The sequence below is a fragment of the Deinococcus terrestris genome, from assembly GCF_009377345.1.
In the GTDB taxonomy this organism is placed as follows: Bacteria; Deinococcota; Deinococci; order Deinococcales; family Deinococcaceae; genus Deinococcus; species Deinococcus terrestris.
Genome location: NZ_WBSL01000001.1, coordinates 675,441 through 691,278, shown reverse-complemented (window position 1 = coordinate 691,278; position 15,838 = coordinate 675,441). Strand labels below are relative to the sequence as shown.

The following is a 15,838-nucleotide window of genomic DNA, read 5'->3' as shown; positions in this document are numbered from 1 at the left end:
CGGGACGTGCAGGGCGGCGGGTCCGTACACTGCCCGGCATGACCGCCTCTCCTTCCGGCCCCTCCCCGCTGCGGGCCGTTCTGTTTGACCGTGACGACACGCTGGCCCGCACCGACCCTGGCGTCTACCGCGAGGCGGCTCTGTGGGCGGCCGAGCACTTTGGTCTGGACCCCCGCGAGACGGGGCGGCGGATGGCCGAGCAGTGGGCCGCGCAGTCGGAGGCTTGGTGGCACCTGCGCTCGGACGAGGACGAGGCCGCCTTCTGGGACACCTACCGACAGGACCTCGGTGGGGTGCTGGGCCTGACCGACGGGGAGGCGCAGGCGCTGATGGCCGCCTACCCCTACGAGCGCTTCATGAAGCCGGTGGAGGACGCCCGAGCCGTGCTGGAGACGCTGCGGGCGCGGGGGCTGAAGGTCGGGGTGCTGAGCAACACGCTGCCCAGCATCGGGCGCACGCTGGAGGCGCTGGGGCTCTCGGACCTGGTGGACGTGGCCGTCGCCACCTGCACGGTGGGGGTGCACAAGCCGGAACCGGGAGCGTTTGAGTTCGCGCTGGACGCGCTGGGCTTGCCTGCGGGGGCCGTGCTGTTCGTGGACGACCGCCTGGAGAACGTGGAGGCGGCGCGGGCGCTGGGGCTCCAGGCGGTCCTGATCGACCTTAACGGGCAGGTGCCCGGAGCGCTGCACCGCCTCTCGGACGTGCTGGCGCTGGTGGGGGACTCGGTGGAGGGGTGAGCGGGGTTCCCTTCCTGATCGACGGGCACCTCGACCTCGCCTTTGGCGCCGCGCTGGGACGTGACCTCACGCTGGAGCTGGATGCACTGCGGGCGGCCGACCCGGTCGAGGGCGAGACGGCGACCGTGACCTTCGGCGAGCTGCGGGCGGCGGGCACGCGGGTGTGCTTCGGGACGCTGTTCGCCCTGCCGCGCACGGCGGGGAGTCCGCGTGGCTACACCGACCACGCGGGGGCACGGCGGCAGGCCCTCGCGCAACTGGACGGGTACCGCCGCTGGGAGGAGGCGGGACACCTGCGGCTCCTGCGGACGGGCGCGGAGGTGGCGGCCCACCTCGCGGACCCGGCCGCTCCCCTGGGCGTCGTGCTGCTGATGGAGGGGGCGGACCCGGTGCGGGACGCGGACGACCTGGGCTTCTGGGCACAGGCGGGCGTGCGGGTGATCGGCCCGGCGTGGGGGCGCACCCGGTATGCCGGGGGCACGGACGCGCCGGGGGGCCTGACCGACGCGGGGCGCGAGTTGGTGGCGGCGATGCGCGACCTCGGGATGACGCTGGACGCCTCGCACCTTGACGACGCGGCCTTCTGGGAGGCGCTGGAGTTCGGTGGGCGGGTGGTGGCGACCCATGCGAACAGCCGCGCCCTGGTGCCGGGCAACCGCCACCTTACCGACGAGATGGCGCGGGCGATCGCAGACCGGGACGGGGTGATCGGGCTGGTGCTGCTCTCGACCTTCCTGCGGGCGGGGTGGGGGCTGGGGCAGCCTCGCGCCGGGCTGGAGGCGGTGGCCGACCACGCCCGCCACTACGCGGGGCTGGTGGGCTGGGACCACATCGCGCTGGGCACCGACCTTGACGGCGGGTTCGGGAGGGAGAAGACCCCGGCGGGCATTGACCGGTACCGGGACGTGCCCCGCGTGCTGGAGGTCCTGCCCCCGGAGCACCGGGCGGCGGTCGCGGGCGGAAACTGGGCGCGGTGGCTCACGCGCTACCTTTGAGGGGTGACGGTTTCCGACCCCCTCCCCGACCCCCGCACCCACGCCTACGACCCGGAGGGGGGGTGGGCCGAGGACACGCTGCGCGGCCTGCTGCCCGAACGTGACTGGACCTGGGTGACCGCCCGGCCTGCCCGCGCCGGGAACGCCCGCCTGAGCCTGCGGGCACGCCCCGACGCTCTCGCCCCGCAGGTGACCGAAGCTCTGCCGGGCGAGGCGCTGGAGGTGCTGCGGGAGGAGGGCGGCTGGGCACGGGTGCGGACCCTGGGCGACGGCTACCTGGGCTGGGCGCGGATAGCGGGAGTTCTGTTGGGTGACGCGCCCTCCGGCGAGACCCTGACCGTGGGTGCCCTGCGAGCCCACGCCTACGCGGGGCCGAAGGTCAGCCAGCCCCTGATGGCCGAGCTCTGCCTGGGAGCGCGGCTGACGCGGGGAGCGGGCGAGGTCGTGGTGGAGTCGGGGCGGCGCTGGGTGCCCGTGACGCTCCCGGACGGAACCGGGGCCTGGGTGGGCGAGGGGGTCCTCTCTCCCATTCCGGCGGATGACGTGGCCGACCTCGCCCTGCGGCTGCTGGGCACGCCCTACGTGTGGGGCGGGCGCAGCGCGTGGGGGCTGGACTGCTCGGGGCTGACCGGGCTGGCCTACGGGTGGGCGGGCCGTACCCTGCCGCGTGACGCCGATATGCAGCAGGCCTTTCTGACCCCGGTGGAGGGTGCGCGGCGCGGCGACCTCGCCTTTTTCCCCGGCCACGTCGGGCTGATGCTGGACGGGCGGCGGATGGTCCACGCCAACGCGACCCACATGCGGGTGACCGTGGAGACGCTGGGCGAGGGCGACTACGGGGCGCGGCTGGCCGAGTCCCTGACCGGCTTCGGGCGGTGGACGCGATGAGCGTGACTTGGGAAACGCGCGAACTGCACACGGCCCGGCCCTTCGGCATCGCCCGCTGGACGCATGCGAGCTACCCGCGCACCTTCGTCACTTTCGCGCAAGGCGGGGTGGAGGGCCGGGGCGAGGCCGCGCCGAACGCCTTCTACGGCGAGACGCGCGGCACGGTGGAGGCGGTGCTGCCACTGCTCGCGCCCGCGCTGACCGACCCCTGGGACTGGGAGGGGCTGCGGGAGCGGCTGGGGGCCGTGATGCCCTTTCACCACCCCAGCGTGAAGTGCGCCCTGGAGATGGCGGCCGTGGAGTGGTGCGCCCGCTCCGCTGGGGTTCCGGTGTGGCGGCTGCTGGGCCTCTCGCCCTCACCGCTGCCGGAGAGCAGCTATACGGTCAGCCTGGGCGAGCTCGGCGTGATGCGGGGAGAGGCGCGGGAGGCGGTGGCCCGTGGGCACGGGGTGCTGAAGGTCAAGCTGGGGACGGGGCAGGACGAGCAAATCGTGGAGGCCTTGCGTGAGGAGGCCCCGCACGTGGCCCTGCGGGTGGACGCGAACGCCGCGTGGACCCGGCACCGGGCGCGGCGGCTGCTCGGCGTGCTGGAGGCCGCCGGGGTGGAGTTCGTGGAGCAGCCCCTCGCGGCGGGCGACCTGGAAGGGCACGCGGAGCTGCGCCGCTTCGCCCGCATTCCGGTGGTCGCGGACGAGAGCCTGCACCACGTCTCGGACGTGCGGGCGCTGGCGAACGCCTTTGACGGGGTGAACCTCAAGCTCGCCAAGCTGGGTGGGCCGCTCCAGGCACTGGGCGCCCTGCGCCTGGCCCGCGCCCACGGCCTGAGCGTGATGATGGGCTGCATGATCGAGAGTTCTCTGGGGATTGCGGCCGCCGCACACCTCGCCGGGTTGTGCGACTGGGCTGATCTGGACGGGGCGCTGCTGCTGGGAGACGACCCCTTCACGGGCCTGAAGTGGGAGGCCGGTCGGCTTTCGCGGCCGGAGGGCGTGGGCTGGGGAGTAGAACTGAAATGACCGTTACCGTCGCGGTGCTGGGCTGCGGGAATCGGGGCGCGGACGTGTATGCCCGGCACCTCGCCGCGCAGGGGGCACGGGTGACCCATCTGGTGGACCCCCGCCCCGCCCGGCTCGCGGAGGTGGCGGCGCGGCATGGGCTGGGGCCGGAGGTCTGTTTCCCTGACCCGGAGGCCTTCTTCGTCCCCGGCCGGGTGGCCGACGCGGTGGTGATCGCCACCCCGGACGACGCCCATGTGGAGCCGTGCCTGCGGGCGCTCGCGCTGGGCTACGACGTGCTGCTGGAAAAGCCGATCTGCCTGGACGAGGCCGACCTGGACCGCCTCCTCGCGGCGGAGGCGGCCTCGCAGGGCCGCGTGACCGTCTGTCATGTGCTGCGGGCCACACCCTTCTTTCAGGCGGTGGCGGCGGGGCTGGCGGCGGGACGGCTGGGGCGGCTGGTCGGCATCACGCACGCGGAGAACGTGGCGTGGTGGCACTATGCCCACTCCTACGTGCGGGGCAACTGGGCGCAGTCTCCCCCGGCGGCGCCTTTTCTCCTCGCCAAGAGCAGCCACGACCTTGACCTGCTGCGGGCGTGGGCAGGCTCGCCCCCCGTGCGGGTGAGCAGCGAGGGCGGCCTGCACCACTTCCGGCCGGAGGAGGCACCGCCCGGCGCCGCCGACCGCTGCGTGCGGTGTCCGGTCATGGATTGCCCGTACGACGCGCGGGTCATCTACCCGCCCCGCGATCCGCACACGTGGCCGGTCACCGTGCTGACGGCGGGCGGCGTTTCCCTCGCCGACGCGCTGGAGCAGGGGCCGTACGGCCGCTGCGTCTACAGCGGCGCGAACAACCAGCCTGACCACCAGAGTGTCACCGTGACGTTTGCGGCTGGGGTGGTCGCCACCCTGACCGTCAGCGCCTTCACGCACAACAACACCCGGACGCTCCGGCTGCTGGGCACGCACGGTGAGTTGCGCGGTCAGATGGAGCGCGGAGAGCTGGAGTGGCACGACTTCCGCACAGGCGCGGTCACGTCTCAGGTCGTGGACACCTCCGGCACCCACGGCGGCGGGGATGTGGGGCTGGTCGCGGGGTGGCTGGCTTTCCTGCGCGGTGAAGCGGGTGTGCCCACTCCCCTCTCCGAGTCGCTGGATTCCCACCGAATGGCGTTTGCGGCAGAGCGGGCGAGGGAGAGGGGGACGGTGGAAGGGGTATAGGGGGGGAATCTCTGCACTTCTCTTAATAAATAAGTGAAAGGTTTCACGATAAATCCGGTCGTGAAATTTTTGTTTCTATGAGGGGGCAGTTAAAAAATCCAAGGTCAGGCGGGAAACGGTGCGGGGAAAGGTGTCGGTCAGGGCGTGGGTGCCGCCCTGCACGTCGCGCACGACCGCATGGGGAATGGCACGGCAGATCGCCTGCACGGTCCAGGACTGGATCACGGGGTCGCGGGTGCCGTTGAGCAGCAGGGTGGGGACGCTGACGTAGGGGAGCAGCGGGCCCGTGTCGTGCTCGCTCTGGTCCTGCGCGAGGCGGTACATCAGGGTGGGTCCGGAACGGAGGTAGGCCACGGCGCCGGGGCAAAAGAGGCCGGGGCGCTCGCGCGGGAGGTCGCGCAAGAGACGCCGGAGCTGCACGCGCACGCTGGGATTTTCGGGGATGCCGGTGGGGGCGCAGGCGATCAGCGCGGAGGTTGCGTGGGGGTAGCGGGCGGCGAGGTCAAAAATCACTTCCCCGCCGAGGGAATGGCCGAAGACCGGCGCCCCACTCAGGCCTGCCCGGTCCAGCCACGCGGCGAGGTGGTCGGTGAGGTCCTCGATCACGCGCGGAAAGCCGGGGCGCCCGGCGCTGTGGCCGTGGCCGGGGGGGTCATAGACATAGACGGTGCGGCCCCGGGCGAGTTCGCGCGAGACGCGCACGTACATCCACGAGGCGCAGCCCAGCCCCGGCACCAGCACCAGGGGCGGCCCCTCGCCGCGCACCCAGGCGTGGGTTCTCAGGCCGCGCACCGTCAGGTACAGGGGGCGGCCACTCAAGCGCGGACCTCGCCGCGCTCGGCCAGAAAGTCCAGCACCAGGGCGTTAAAGGCCTCCGGCGCGTCCACCATCACGACGTGCCCGGCGCGGGGTACTTCGGCGTAGCGGGCGCCGGGAATCGCGGCGGCGAGGCGGCGGCCGATGGCGGGGGGCACCAGGGCGTCCCGCGCCCCCCAGACCACCAGGGTGCGGGCGGTGAGGTTCGGCAGCAGGTCCTGCACACTGTCGCGCAGCAGGTCCCCGGCGCTTTGCCAGAGTTTCAGGGGACCAGTGCGGGCCGCGTCCGCGATCACGCGGGGCACGAAGGCCACCCGCCCGGTCACGGCGGCGCGGGGCAGGTTCAGGGCCAGGCGTGCGCGGGGGCCAGCGAGCAGGCCGCTCGCGCACGCCAGCACGAGGTGATCTACCTGCTGGGGCCGCAGCGCCGCCACATGGATAGAGATGTGCCCCCCCATCGAGTGCCCGATCAGGGTCACGCGGGTCAGGCCGAGGTGATCGATCAGGGCCGCGATGAGGGCCGCCGCTCCCCGCACGCCGGGCGAGCGGTGGTGGGGCGGCAGGCCGTAGCCGTAGGCCGCGAGGTCCAGCACGTAGACCCGGTGAGAGGCCGCGAGCGCCGGGACGTTGCGGCGCCACCAGCGGCCCGACCCGCTCAGGCCATGCACCAGCAAGATGGGGTCGCCCTCCCCGGTCACCGCGTAGCGCAGGGCCGCGCCGCCCGAACGGAACTCGTGGGGACGGGAACGGGAAGGTCGGGCGGGCACGTCCCGGAAGATAGGGCAAATTGCGAGGAGAGGGGGCCAGAGTGCAACAAAACCCCCTGTTCGGGGGCGGGGAGCTTCAGGTCCAGCCGGTTAAAGCGCGGGCACGGCCTCCTGCACCAGCCCCAGAAAGAGCCGGTGCAGCCGAGCGTCTCCGGTCAGCTCGGGGTGGAAGGCGGAAGCGAGGACGCGGCCCTGGCGGGCAAGCACGGCGGCCCCGGCGTGGGTGGCGAGCACCGCGGTCCCCTCCCCCACCCCGGTGAAGGCGGGGGCGCGGATAAAGACGGCGGGAAAGGGGGCGCCCAGCCCGCGCACGTCCAGGGAGGTCTGAAAGGAGTCCACCTGCCGCCCGAAGGCGTTGCGGCGCACGGTGAGGTCCAGGAGGCCCAGGCTGCGCTGCCGCCCGCCGAACTGCGGGGGCGCGCCTTCCACCTCGCGGGCGAGCAGGATCGCCCCGGCGCAGGTGCCCCACAGCGCCCCGCCGGAAGCGTGGAAGTCACGCATGGGGTCCCACAAGTCGTACTCGTCCATCAGCCGGGCCATGGTGGTGCTCTCGCCACCGGGGAGGATCAGGCCCCCGAGCCCGGCGAGGTCGGTGGGGAGGCGGACTTCGGTGACCCGCGCTCCCAGCGACTCCAGTCTGTGGCGGTGCTCGCGGAAGGCGCCTTGCAGGGCGAGGACCCCGACGCGCGGGGCGGCCCCTGTTACCATCCGCGTCCCGCGAGGCGCTCTTCGGGAATCAGGCTGTCGATGTTGATCCCGGTCATGGGGGCACCCAGGTCCTCGCTGACCTCGGCGAGCACATCCGGGTTCTGCCAGTGGGTGACGGCCTTGACGATGGCGCGGGCGCGGCGCTCGGGGTCACTGCTCTTGAAGATGCCGCTGCCGACAAACACGCCGTCGAGGCCGAGGTGCATCATCAGCGCGGCGTCGGCGGGAGTGGCGACGCCCCCGGCGGCGAAGTTCACAACGGGCAGCTTGCCGTGCGCGTGGACATACTGGACGAGGTGGTAGGGCGCCTGGAGGTCACGGGCCAGGGTCATCAGCTCCTCGGCGGGGCGGGCCTGGAGGGCGCGGATTTCCCCCAGCACGGTGCGGGCGTGGCGGACGGCCTCGACGACGTTGCCGGTCCCGGCCTCGCCCTTGGTGCGGATCATGCTGGCGCCCTCGCCCACCCGGCGCAGGGCCTCGCCGAGGTTCTTGGCCCCGCAGACGAAGGGCACCCGGAAGTCGGTCTTGAGGATGTGAAACTGGTCGTCGGCGGGGGTCAGGACCTCCGACTCGTCAATGAAGTCCACCCCGATGGCCTCCAGAATCCGCGCCTCCACGATGTGGCCGATGCGGACCTTCGCCATCACCGGGATGGTCACGGCGGCCATGATCTCCTTGATCATGCGCGGATCGCTCATGCGGGCGACGCCGCCGTCCTTGCGAATGTCGGCGGGGACGCGCTCGAGTGCCATCACGGCAGTCGCCCCGGCCGCCTCCGCGATGCGGGCCTGCTCGGCGGTCACCACATCCATGATCACGCCGCCCTTGAACATCTCGGCGAAGCCTTCCTTGAGGGCGGGGGTTCCGGTCTGGGGAGTCTGGTGGTGGGGGGTCTGGGTCATGCGGGCAGGCTAAACTAGAACTGGCCCCATCGGCAGGGCCAGTTGAAGGCAGAGTCTGGGGTCAGCTTTCAGGCCGGGCGAGGCGGCGCAGGCAGGCCACGAGTTCGGAGGGGCGGAAGGGCTTGACGAGATACTCGCAGGTCACCCCGGCGGGCAGGGTGGGCGGACGGTTGAGGCCGGAGAGGAAGACGACCGGGGGGAGGCGCTCGCCGAAGCAGGCGTGGAGGCGCCGCACCGTCTCGAAGCCGTCCCAGGGGGCCATCAGCACGTCCATCACGATCAGGTCGGGCAGGGGGCGGTCCTCCAGGGCAGCGAGGGCCTCGGGGCCGCTGCGGGCGGGGGTGACGGTGAAGCCCTGAAGTTCCAGGGTCAGGGCCAGCAATTCGAGAATCTGCACCTCGTCGTCGACGACGAGCAGCCGCAGCGGCAGCCCGGAGGGGACCGTCACGGGAGCAGCGGAAGCGGGTCGACCGCCTGCCCGCCGGGGCGGACCTCGAAGTGCAGGTGGGGGCCGGTGCAGATGCCGGTGCAGCCCACAAAGCCCAGCAAGTCGCCGGAGGCCACCGTCTGCCCGGCCTGCACCGCCGCGCGGCTGAGGTGGCCGTAGACCAGGGTGGTGCCGCCCCCACCGGTCAGCACATTCAGGCCGTAGGCGCCGTAGCCGCTTTCCACGACAGTGCCGCCCGCCGCCGCGTACACCGGGGTCCCGGCGGGGGCGGCGAGGTCCACCCCGCCGTGGAAGACCTGCTTGTGGTAGTCGATGTCCTCTTCGCCGAAGCGGCTGGTGACTCGGGCTCCGTGGACGGGCCAGCGCAGCCCGGCGACGGGGCCAGCGACCGCCGGGCGGACGGTCGGGGCCGAGCGGGCCGCCGCCTGGGCTTCGGCTTGACGGCGCTCGCGCTCGCGGCGGGCCTCCGCCTGGGCGGCGAGGGCGGCCTCGTACTGGGCCTGGCGCTCGTAGCGGTCGTTGAGTTGCTGGCGCTCGGGGCTGGTCTTCCAGGCGAGGTAGGCGGCGTAGCGGTCGTACTTCTCCTGCAATCGGGCGCGTTCGCGGGCCTGCTGGGCGGCGAGGTAGGCCTCGTAACGGGCCTGGCGGGCGTACTTTTCCTCCAGGCGTTCGCGCTCGCGCTGCCGGGCCTCGGCCTTTTCGCGGGCGGCCTCCTCGGCCTCGCGGCGGTCGAGGAGACGCTCGTGCAGGGTGTCGGGCGTCACGCCGGGCAGCAGCAGGAAGTCCCCCGGCTCCAGGGTGGTGGGCAGCACCCCGTTTGCCTGCGCCGTCCCCGCGAGGTCGGCCCCGTAGCCCGCGATCAGGGACAGGGCAGTCTGGCCCGGCTTGACGCGCACGAGCAGGCCGCGCTCGGCGGTGGGAATCCAGAGGGTCTCCCCTGCCCGCAAGTCGTCGAGGCTGGGGCGGTCGAGGTTGGCGCCCAGGAGCTCGACCACGCGCAGGCCGTGCCGGGCGGCCACGGTGTCCAGCGTCTCGCCGGGCTGCACCCGGTGGGGCACGACCGACGCCGGGCGGAAGGGTTCGCGGACGGGCGGGGCGACCGGAGGCAGGGGCAACTCGGCCTGCCCGCCGGGCAGCGGCGTCACCGCCGAAGGCGGCACCCCGTAGCGGCGGGCGAGTTGCGCCGGAGCCTCGCGGGTCACGACGACGAGCCGGGCGGGGTCCTCGCGCACGAGGTGCACGCGGGGCAGCGCGGCGCCGAGCCGCTCGGCGGGGCCGCTCAGGGCGGGCAGGCCGGGTTGGGCAGTCGCCGAGGGCGCCAGCAGGAAGGCGGCGAGCAGCAGGGAGCGGGTCAGGAAGGAGCGGTGCCCCAGGGGGGGCCAGGAGGGGGACTCACGCACGCGGACTCCAGGAAACGCGGCCCCACGGGGAAGCGGGGCCGGGGGGGGCGGGGCTCAGCCCGCGAGGCTGGCGAGGAACTCGACGTTGTTGCGGGTCTTGCCCATGCGCGAGAGCAGCATCTCCATCGCGTCGGCGGGGTCCATGTCGGAGATGACCTTGCGCAGCAGCCACATCTTTTTCAGGACCTCAGGCTGCAGGAGCAGCTCCTCGCGGCGGGTGCCGGACTTCAGGATGTCGAGGGCCGGGAAGATGCGGCGCTCTTCGAGGCGGCGCGAGAGCACGAGTTCGGCGTTGCCGGTCCCCTTGAACTCCTCGAAGATTACGTCGTCCATGCGCGAGCCGGTTTCCACGAGCGCGGTCGCCAGGATGGTGAGCGACCCGCCCTCACGGATGTTGCGGGCCGCCCCCAGGAAGCGCTTGGGCCAGTGCAGGGCGTTGGAATCCAGACCGCCCGAGAGCGTGCGCCCGGTGGGCGGCGTGACGAGGTTGTTCGCGCGGGCGAGGCGGGTGATGGAGTCGAGCAGAATGACGACGTGCCCGCCCTCCTCCACGATGCGGCGGGCGCGTTCGTGGACGAACTCGGCGACCCGGACATGGTGCTGCGGCGGCTCGTCGAAGGTGGAGGCGATGACCTGGGCGCCCTGCACGCTCTCGCGGAAGTCGGTGACCTCCTCGGGGCGCTCGTCGACGAGGAGCACCATCACCGTCACGTCGGGGTAGTTCTTGACGATGGAGTTGGCGATCTTCTTCAGCAGGGTCGTCTTGCCCGCCTTGGGAGGGGCGACGATCAATGCCCGCTGCCCCCGGCCGATGGGCACCAGGAGGTCCACCACTCGCAGGGAGAGGCTGTCGTCCATCAGCGGGTCTTCGAGAACAAGCTGGTGGTCGGGGAAGGTCGGCGTGAGGTCGTCGAAGCGGGGACGGCGGCGGGCGGACTCGGGGTCAAGGCCGTTGACGGCTTCGACCTGCACCAGGGTGCCGTAGCGTTCGTTCTCGCGCGGTTTGCGGGCGCGGCCGATCACCTCGTCGCCGGTGCGCAGGTGGAACTGCTTGATCAGGCCCGCCGTGACGAGCACGCTGCGGGAGGCGGGGTCGAGCAGATTGGCCTGCAAGAAGCCGTAGCCGTCGGCGCTGATCTCCAGGAAGCCGCGGGCGAGGACCTGGCCTTCGGCTTCGGCCTGCTTTTCCAAGATGGCGAGGGCCAGGGTGTCTTTTTTGAGCTTGCGGTAGTTCTCGATGCCCAGCCCAGCGGCGATCAGGTGCAGCTCGGGGAGGATCTTGTCCTGAAGCTCGTGGTAGGGCAGCGGGGCGCTGAGGGGCTGGGTCACTTCGTCTGGCCTCCCTGGGCGTTGACGCCGCCCGTTTGCGGGTTGGTGCCCGCCTCGCTCGCGGGCGTCTCAGCACTGGCCCCCGCCCGCTTCGCCCAGTCGGCGAGGAAGGCGTCGAGGCCCGCCTGGGTCAGCGGGTGCTTGATCATGGACGTGAAGACCTTGTAGGGAATGGTCGCCACGTCCGCCCCGGCCAGCGCGGACTGCACGACATGCTGCGGGTGACGGATCGACGCCGCGAGCACCTTGGTCCGGATGTCGCCCAGCACGTAGGCTTCCTTGATCTGGCGGATCAGCTCGGTGCCGTCCCAGCCGATGTCATCGACCCGGCCCGCGAAGGGGCTGATGTAGGTCGCCCCGGCGCGGGCGGCGAGCAGGGCCTGCGGGACCGAGAAGCAGAGGGTCACGTTGGTCTTGATGCCCTCGCCCGTCAGCGTCTTGCAGGCCTGGAGCCCGGCAGGCGTGAGGGGCAGCTTGACGACGACGTGCTCGCTCCACTGCGCGACCTCGCGCCCCTCCTTGATCATGCCCTCGGCGTCGAGCGCCGTGACTTCGGCGCTGATGGCCCCGCCGACGAGTCCGGCGATCTCCTGAATGACTTCCTTGAAGTCGCGCCCGGAGGCGACGACGAGGCTGGGATTGGTGGTGACGCCCGAGAGGACGCCCCAGGCATTGATCTCGCGGACCTCGTCCACGACAGCGGTATCGATGAAAAATTCCATGGTCGGCTCCTGGTGGAAAAAGGGGTCAGTCGGCGGCCCGCCCGCGCAGGGCAGGCGACATGGGGCGATTGTATCCCCCTGGCGGCCACGATTGACCCGGCCCATGCTGCCCGCCTACCATGAGCGTCACTCCCTGCGGGGGGTGAGCAATGCAAGAGGCGATACGCGAGGCGAGTACGCGGGGAAGCAGGCCCTCACGAGCGAGTCCGGGACGGTGAGAGCCGGACGAGGTGCCCCCCCGCCGAAGATCCCCTCCCGCGCCGACGGAAGAACAGCCGCCCTGCGGCCCAGTAGACCCGTCCGGACCGCCCCCCGGCAGAGGGCGTCAATGAAGGTCGCTCCCCACGGGCGGCGAAGTTGGGTGGTACCACGCGCGAGAGTGTCCCCGGCGCGTCCCAGCAGCAGCACGCTGGGGCGCGCCCTGCCGTTTTTCCTCCCACCCGACCCCCTCCCCAGGAGCCACCATGACGACCACCGAACCCAAACCTACGTCCGCCACCCTCTTCGGGCCGGTGCCCTCACAGCCCCGCTTCCGCGAGCTGGAGGCGGGCGTGCTGAACTTCTGGCAATCGGAGCGCGTCTTCGAGCAGACGCAGGAGCGCCAAGAAGGTCAACCCGAGTACGTCTTTTACGAGGGGCCGCCCACCGCGAACGGCAGGCCCGCGCTGCACCACGTCCTGGCCCGCTCCTTCAAGGACCTCTTTCCCCGCTACAAGGTGATGCAGGGCTATCACGTCACCCGCAAGGGCGGCTGGGACACCCACGGCCTCCCGGTCGAGATCAGCGTGGAAAAGAAGCTGGGCCTTCAAGGCCGCAACCACGGGGCGAGCCGCGCCGAACTGAAGGAGTTCAACCGGCTGTGCCGCACGTCGGTGTGGGAGACGATTCAGGAGTGGAACACCTTCACCGAGCGGCTGGGCTACTGGGTGGACCTCTCGGACCCCTACATCACATACCAGAACAGCTACGTGGAGAGCGTGTGGAACCTGCTGAAGCGGCTGCACCACGAGGGGCTAATCGCGCAGGACTACAAGGTGGTGCCGCTCTCGCCGCGCATCTCCACCACGCTGTCGAAGGCCGAGCTGGGCGAGGTGGACTCCTACCGGATGGTGGACGACCCCTCCGTGTACGTGCGCTTTCCGGTGATCTGGGACACGCTCCCCGAGCGGGCGCACGCGGCGCTGAGTGCCCTGAGTGGGGAGGACCGGCAGGGCCTCGCGCTTGTCGTGTGGACGACGACCCCGTGGACGCTGCCGAGCAACACGCTCGCGGCGGTGAACGCGGACCTCACCTACGTGGTCGCGCGGGGTGAGGGCGGGCCGATCATCGTGGCGTCGGACGCGGTGGAGCGTCTCAGCGGGCTGCACAAGAACGGGGCGCCGCTGGAGGTGCTGGCCTCCTTTCCCGGCCGCGACCTGGAGGGCGTGGAGTATAAGCCGCCCTTCCCCGAGGTGGCGGTCGAGCTGGGGGTGCTGAAGGAATTGCACGAGCGCAACGCGGACGGTCGCCCGGTGATGCACTTCGTCACACTGGCGGACTTCGTCTCGGCGGCGGACGGGTCGGGCGTGGCGCACGAGGCCCCGGCGTACGGCGCGGAGGACCTGGAACTCGCCCGCAAGTACGGCGTGCCGCTGATGTTCGGGGTGGACGACCACGGCATCTTGCAGGTGACCGGCGAGCGCGGCAAGTTCTTCAAGGACGCGGACAAGGGACTGGTCGCGGACCTGAAGGCGCGGGGCCTGATGTTCCACGCGGGCACCCTCCGGCACCGCTATCCCTTCCACGACCGCACGGGCGACCCGATCCTCTACTTCGCCAAGAAGGGCTGGTACATCCGCACGAACCAGATGTCGGAGCGGATGCTGGAGACGAACGAGGTGATCAACTGGGTCCCGGCGACCATCAAGCACGGCCGCTTCGGCAACTGGCTGGAAGGGAACGTGGACTGGGCGATCAGCCGCGAGCGGTACTGGGGCACGCCGCTCCCGTTCTGGATGAGCGAGGACGGCGACCTGCGGGTGGTGGGCAGCGTGGCGGAGCTGTCGGAGCTGACCGGGCGCGACCTCTCGGAGCTGGACCTGCATAGGCCATATATCGACGACATCACCTTCGAGCTGGGGGGCCGGACGTACCGCCGGGTGCCGGAGGTGCTCGACGTGTGGTTCGACTCGGGCTCGATGCCCTACGCGCAGTGGGGGCTGCTGACGGATGAGACGGGCGAGGAGGCGCTGCCAGGCACGGAGGCCAACAAGGCGCAGTTCGAGCGGCACTTCCCCGCCGACTTCATCTGCGAGGCGATCGACCAGACGCGCGGATGGTTCTACTCGCTGCACGCCATCGCCACGATGCTGTACGACCAGCCCGCGTACCGGAATGTGATCTGCCTGGGGCACATCGTGGACGAGCACGGCGCCAAGATGAGCAAGAGCAAGGGCAATGTGGTGGAGCCGCTGCCCCTGTTCGACCGCTACGGGGCGGACTCGGTGCGCTGGTACATGTTCATGGCGTCGGACCCCGGCGACCAGAAGCGCTTCTCCGAGCGGCTGGTCGCGGAGGCGCAGCGGTCCTACGTGAACACGCTCTGGAACGTCTACTCCTTCTTCGTGCTGTACGCGAACCTCGACCAGCCGGGGTTGGAGGACGCGCCTGCCGTTTCTGAGCGTCCCGAGATGGACCGCTGGCTGCTCGCACGGCTGGAGGAGACGGTGCGGGACGTGACGGCGAGCCTCGACGCCTACGACGCGCGGGGCGGGGGCCGGGCGCTGGAGCGGTTCGTGGCCGACCTCAGCAACTGGTATGTGCGGCGCAACCGCTCGCGCTTCTGGGGAGAAGGCGGACAGGTGGACGTGGCCGCCTATGCCACGCTGCACGAGGCGCTGCTGACCGTCTCGCAGCTCACCGCACCCTTCACGCCCTTCCTGGCCGAGGCGATGTACGGCAACCTCACGCGGGGGCTGGGAGCGCAGAGTGTGCACCTCACCCGCTGGCCGCAGGTGCGCGAGGAGCGGCTGGACAAGCGCCTGACCTCGGAGATGGCGGCTGTGATCAAGGTGGTCGAGCTGGGCCGGGCCGTGCGCGGGGCGCACACCCTCAAGACCCGGCAGCCGCTGGCGAGCGCGACGGTGCGGGCGGGGTCGCCGGAACTGACCGACGCGCTGCGCCGGGCGCAGGGGCAGATCATGGAGGAGCTGAACGTCAAGGCGGTGACCTTCCTGGAGGGCGTGACCGACCTCGTGGAGTACAGCCTGCGCCCGAACCTCCCCGTGATCGGCAAGGTGTACGGCAAGGCGCTGCCCTCTGTGCGGGCGGCGCTGGCGGCGGCGGACGCGGCGGCGGTGGCCCGCGCGGTGCAAGCCGGGGAGAGCTTCACGGTGGAGGCGGATGGGCAGAGCTTCACGCTAACGCCCGATCAGGTCCTCGTGGACGCGAAGGCCCCGGAAGGCGTCGCCGCCGCCGAGGACGCCGGATTCTTGGTTGCCTTCGACACGGCGCTGACCCGCGACCTCGTGCTGGAGGGCCTGGCCCGTGACCTCGTGCGCGGCATCCAGGAGGCGCGGAAGGCGGCGGGCTTCGAGGTGCAGGACCGCATCTGCCTCGCGCTGGAGCTTTCAGGCGACGCCCGCGAGGCCGCCGAAGCGTGGCGTGACTTTATCGCCGGGGAGGTGCTGGCCGAGGCGCTGACCTTCGGGCCGGGCGAGGGCTCCGCCGCCGAGGTCGAAGGGGGCACGGCCTACCTGACGCGGGTGTGAGGGATGAACGGGAGGGGCGGGCCTGCGGGTCCGCCCCTCTTGCTGTTGGGCAGGGTGGGGATTGGCCCTCAGAGGCTCGGTTCCCCCCTCGGCGGCGAAAACAACGAGCGAAAAGGAGCGGGGCAGGGAACGAAACTGGACCACGGGTCCGACCAGGCA

At 71.5% G+C, this 15,838-nt stretch carries 14 protein-coding genes; 6 read left to right on the top strand and 8 right to left on the bottom strand.

The window, feature by feature from the left end; translation table 11 throughout:
- Window positions 1–38: 38 nt before the first annotated feature.
- Genes F8S09_RS03410 through F8S09_RS03390 form a run of 5 tightly spaced genes read left to right on the top strand, consistent with a single transcriptional unit; the run spans window position 39 to window position 4,838 of the window.
- Window positions 39–737: an HAD family hydrolase gene (locus F8S09_RS03410; RefSeq protein ID WP_152868915.1), complete on the top strand. Its 699-nt coding sequence runs from the start codon at window positions 39–41 to the stop codon at window positions 735–737.
- Complete coding sequence (locus tag F8S09_RS03405) at window positions 734–1,732, top strand: dipeptidase (protein WP_322618491.1); 999 nt, start codon at window positions 734–736, stop codon at window positions 1,730–1,732. Before F8S09_RS03410 ends, F8S09_RS03405 begins: the two co-directional genes overlap by 4 nt.
- A 3-nt stretch (window positions 1,733–1,735) precedes the next feature.
- Window positions 1,736–2,620: a C40 family peptidase gene (locus F8S09_RS03400; RefSeq protein WP_322618490.1), complete on the top strand. Its 885-nt coding sequence runs from the start codon at window positions 1,736–1,738 to the stop codon at window positions 2,618–2,620.
- Window positions 2,617–3,636 (top strand): dipeptide epimerase, encoded by a 1,020-nt coding sequence (locus F8S09_RS03395; protein ID WP_152868913.1) that lies wholly within the window; start codon window positions 2,617–2,619, stop codon window positions 3,634–3,636. The genes F8S09_RS03400 and F8S09_RS03395 overlap by 4 nt, the downstream gene beginning before the upstream one ends.
- On the top strand, window positions 3,633–4,838 hold the full coding sequence (locus F8S09_RS03390; protein WP_152868911.1) for a Gfo/Idh/MocA family protein: 1,206 nt from the start codon (window positions 3,633–3,635) through the stop codon (window positions 4,836–4,838). The genes F8S09_RS03395 and F8S09_RS03390 overlap by 4 nt, the downstream gene beginning before the upstream one ends.
- A gap of 75 nt (window positions 4,839–4,913) precedes the next feature.
- Here F8S09_RS03390 and F8S09_RS03385 read toward each other — a convergent pair whose 3' ends face one another.
- The 8 genes from F8S09_RS03385 to fsa form a co-directional block, all read right to left on the bottom strand.
- Window positions 4,914–5,657 carry an alpha/beta fold hydrolase gene (locus F8S09_RS03385; protein WP_152868909.1) on the bottom strand — a complete coding sequence of 248 codons (744 nt, stop codon included), beginning with the start codon at window positions 5,655–5,657 and terminating at the stop codon, window positions 4,914–4,916.
- Window positions 5,654–6,421, bottom strand: coding sequence for an alpha/beta fold hydrolase (locus tag F8S09_RS03380; RefSeq protein WP_322618488.1), 768 nt, complete (start codon window positions 6,419–6,421; stop codon window positions 5,654–5,656). Before F8S09_RS03380 ends, F8S09_RS03385 begins: the two co-directional genes overlap by 4 nt.
- Window positions 6,422–6,511: 90 nt before the next feature.
- Complete coding sequence (gene pdxT, locus F8S09_RS03375; RefSeq protein ID WP_152868907.1) at window positions 6,512–7,129, bottom strand: pyridoxal 5'-phosphate synthase glutaminase subunit PdxT; 618 nt, start codon at window positions 7,127–7,129, stop codon at window positions 6,512–6,514.
- Window positions 7,123–8,031: a pyridoxal 5'-phosphate synthase lyase subunit PdxS gene (gene pdxS / locus F8S09_RS03370; protein WP_152868905.1), complete on the bottom strand. Its 909-nt coding sequence runs from the start codon at window positions 8,029–8,031 to the stop codon at window positions 7,123–7,125. Before pdxS ends, pdxT begins: the two co-directional genes overlap by 7 nt.
- Window positions 8,032–8,092: 61 nt before the next feature.
- Window positions 8,093–8,479, bottom strand: coding sequence for a response regulator (locus F8S09_RS03365; protein ID WP_322618487.1), 387 nt, complete (start codon window positions 8,477–8,479; stop codon window positions 8,093–8,095).
- Window positions 8,476–9,879 (bottom strand): peptidoglycan DD-metalloendopeptidase family protein, encoded by a 1,404-nt coding sequence (locus F8S09_RS03360; RefSeq protein ID WP_322618486.1) that lies wholly within the window; start codon window positions 9,877–9,879, stop codon window positions 8,476–8,478. The genes F8S09_RS03365 and F8S09_RS03360 overlap by 4 nt, the downstream gene beginning before the upstream one ends.
- Window positions 9,880–9,933: 54 nt before the next feature.
- Window positions 9,934–11,208: a transcription termination factor Rho gene (gene rho, locus F8S09_RS03355; protein WP_322618485.1), complete on the bottom strand. Its 1,275-nt coding sequence runs from the start codon at window positions 11,206–11,208 to the stop codon at window positions 9,934–9,936.
- On the bottom strand, window positions 11,205–11,930 hold the full coding sequence (gene fsa / locus F8S09_RS03350; protein ID WP_152868903.1) for a fructose-6-phosphate aldolase: 726 nt from the start codon (window positions 11,928–11,930) through the stop codon (window positions 11,205–11,207). Before fsa ends, rho begins: the two co-directional genes overlap by 4 nt.
- A 464-nt stretch (window positions 11,931–12,394) precedes the next feature.
- Here fsa and ileS point away from each other — a divergent pair, with 464 nt between their 5' ends.
- Window positions 12,395–15,679, top strand: coding sequence for an isoleucine--tRNA ligase (gene ileS, locus F8S09_RS03345; protein WP_152868901.1), 3,285 nt, complete (start codon window positions 12,395–12,397; stop codon window positions 15,677–15,679).
- The last annotated feature ends 159 nt before the right edge of the window (window positions 15,680–15,838 follow it).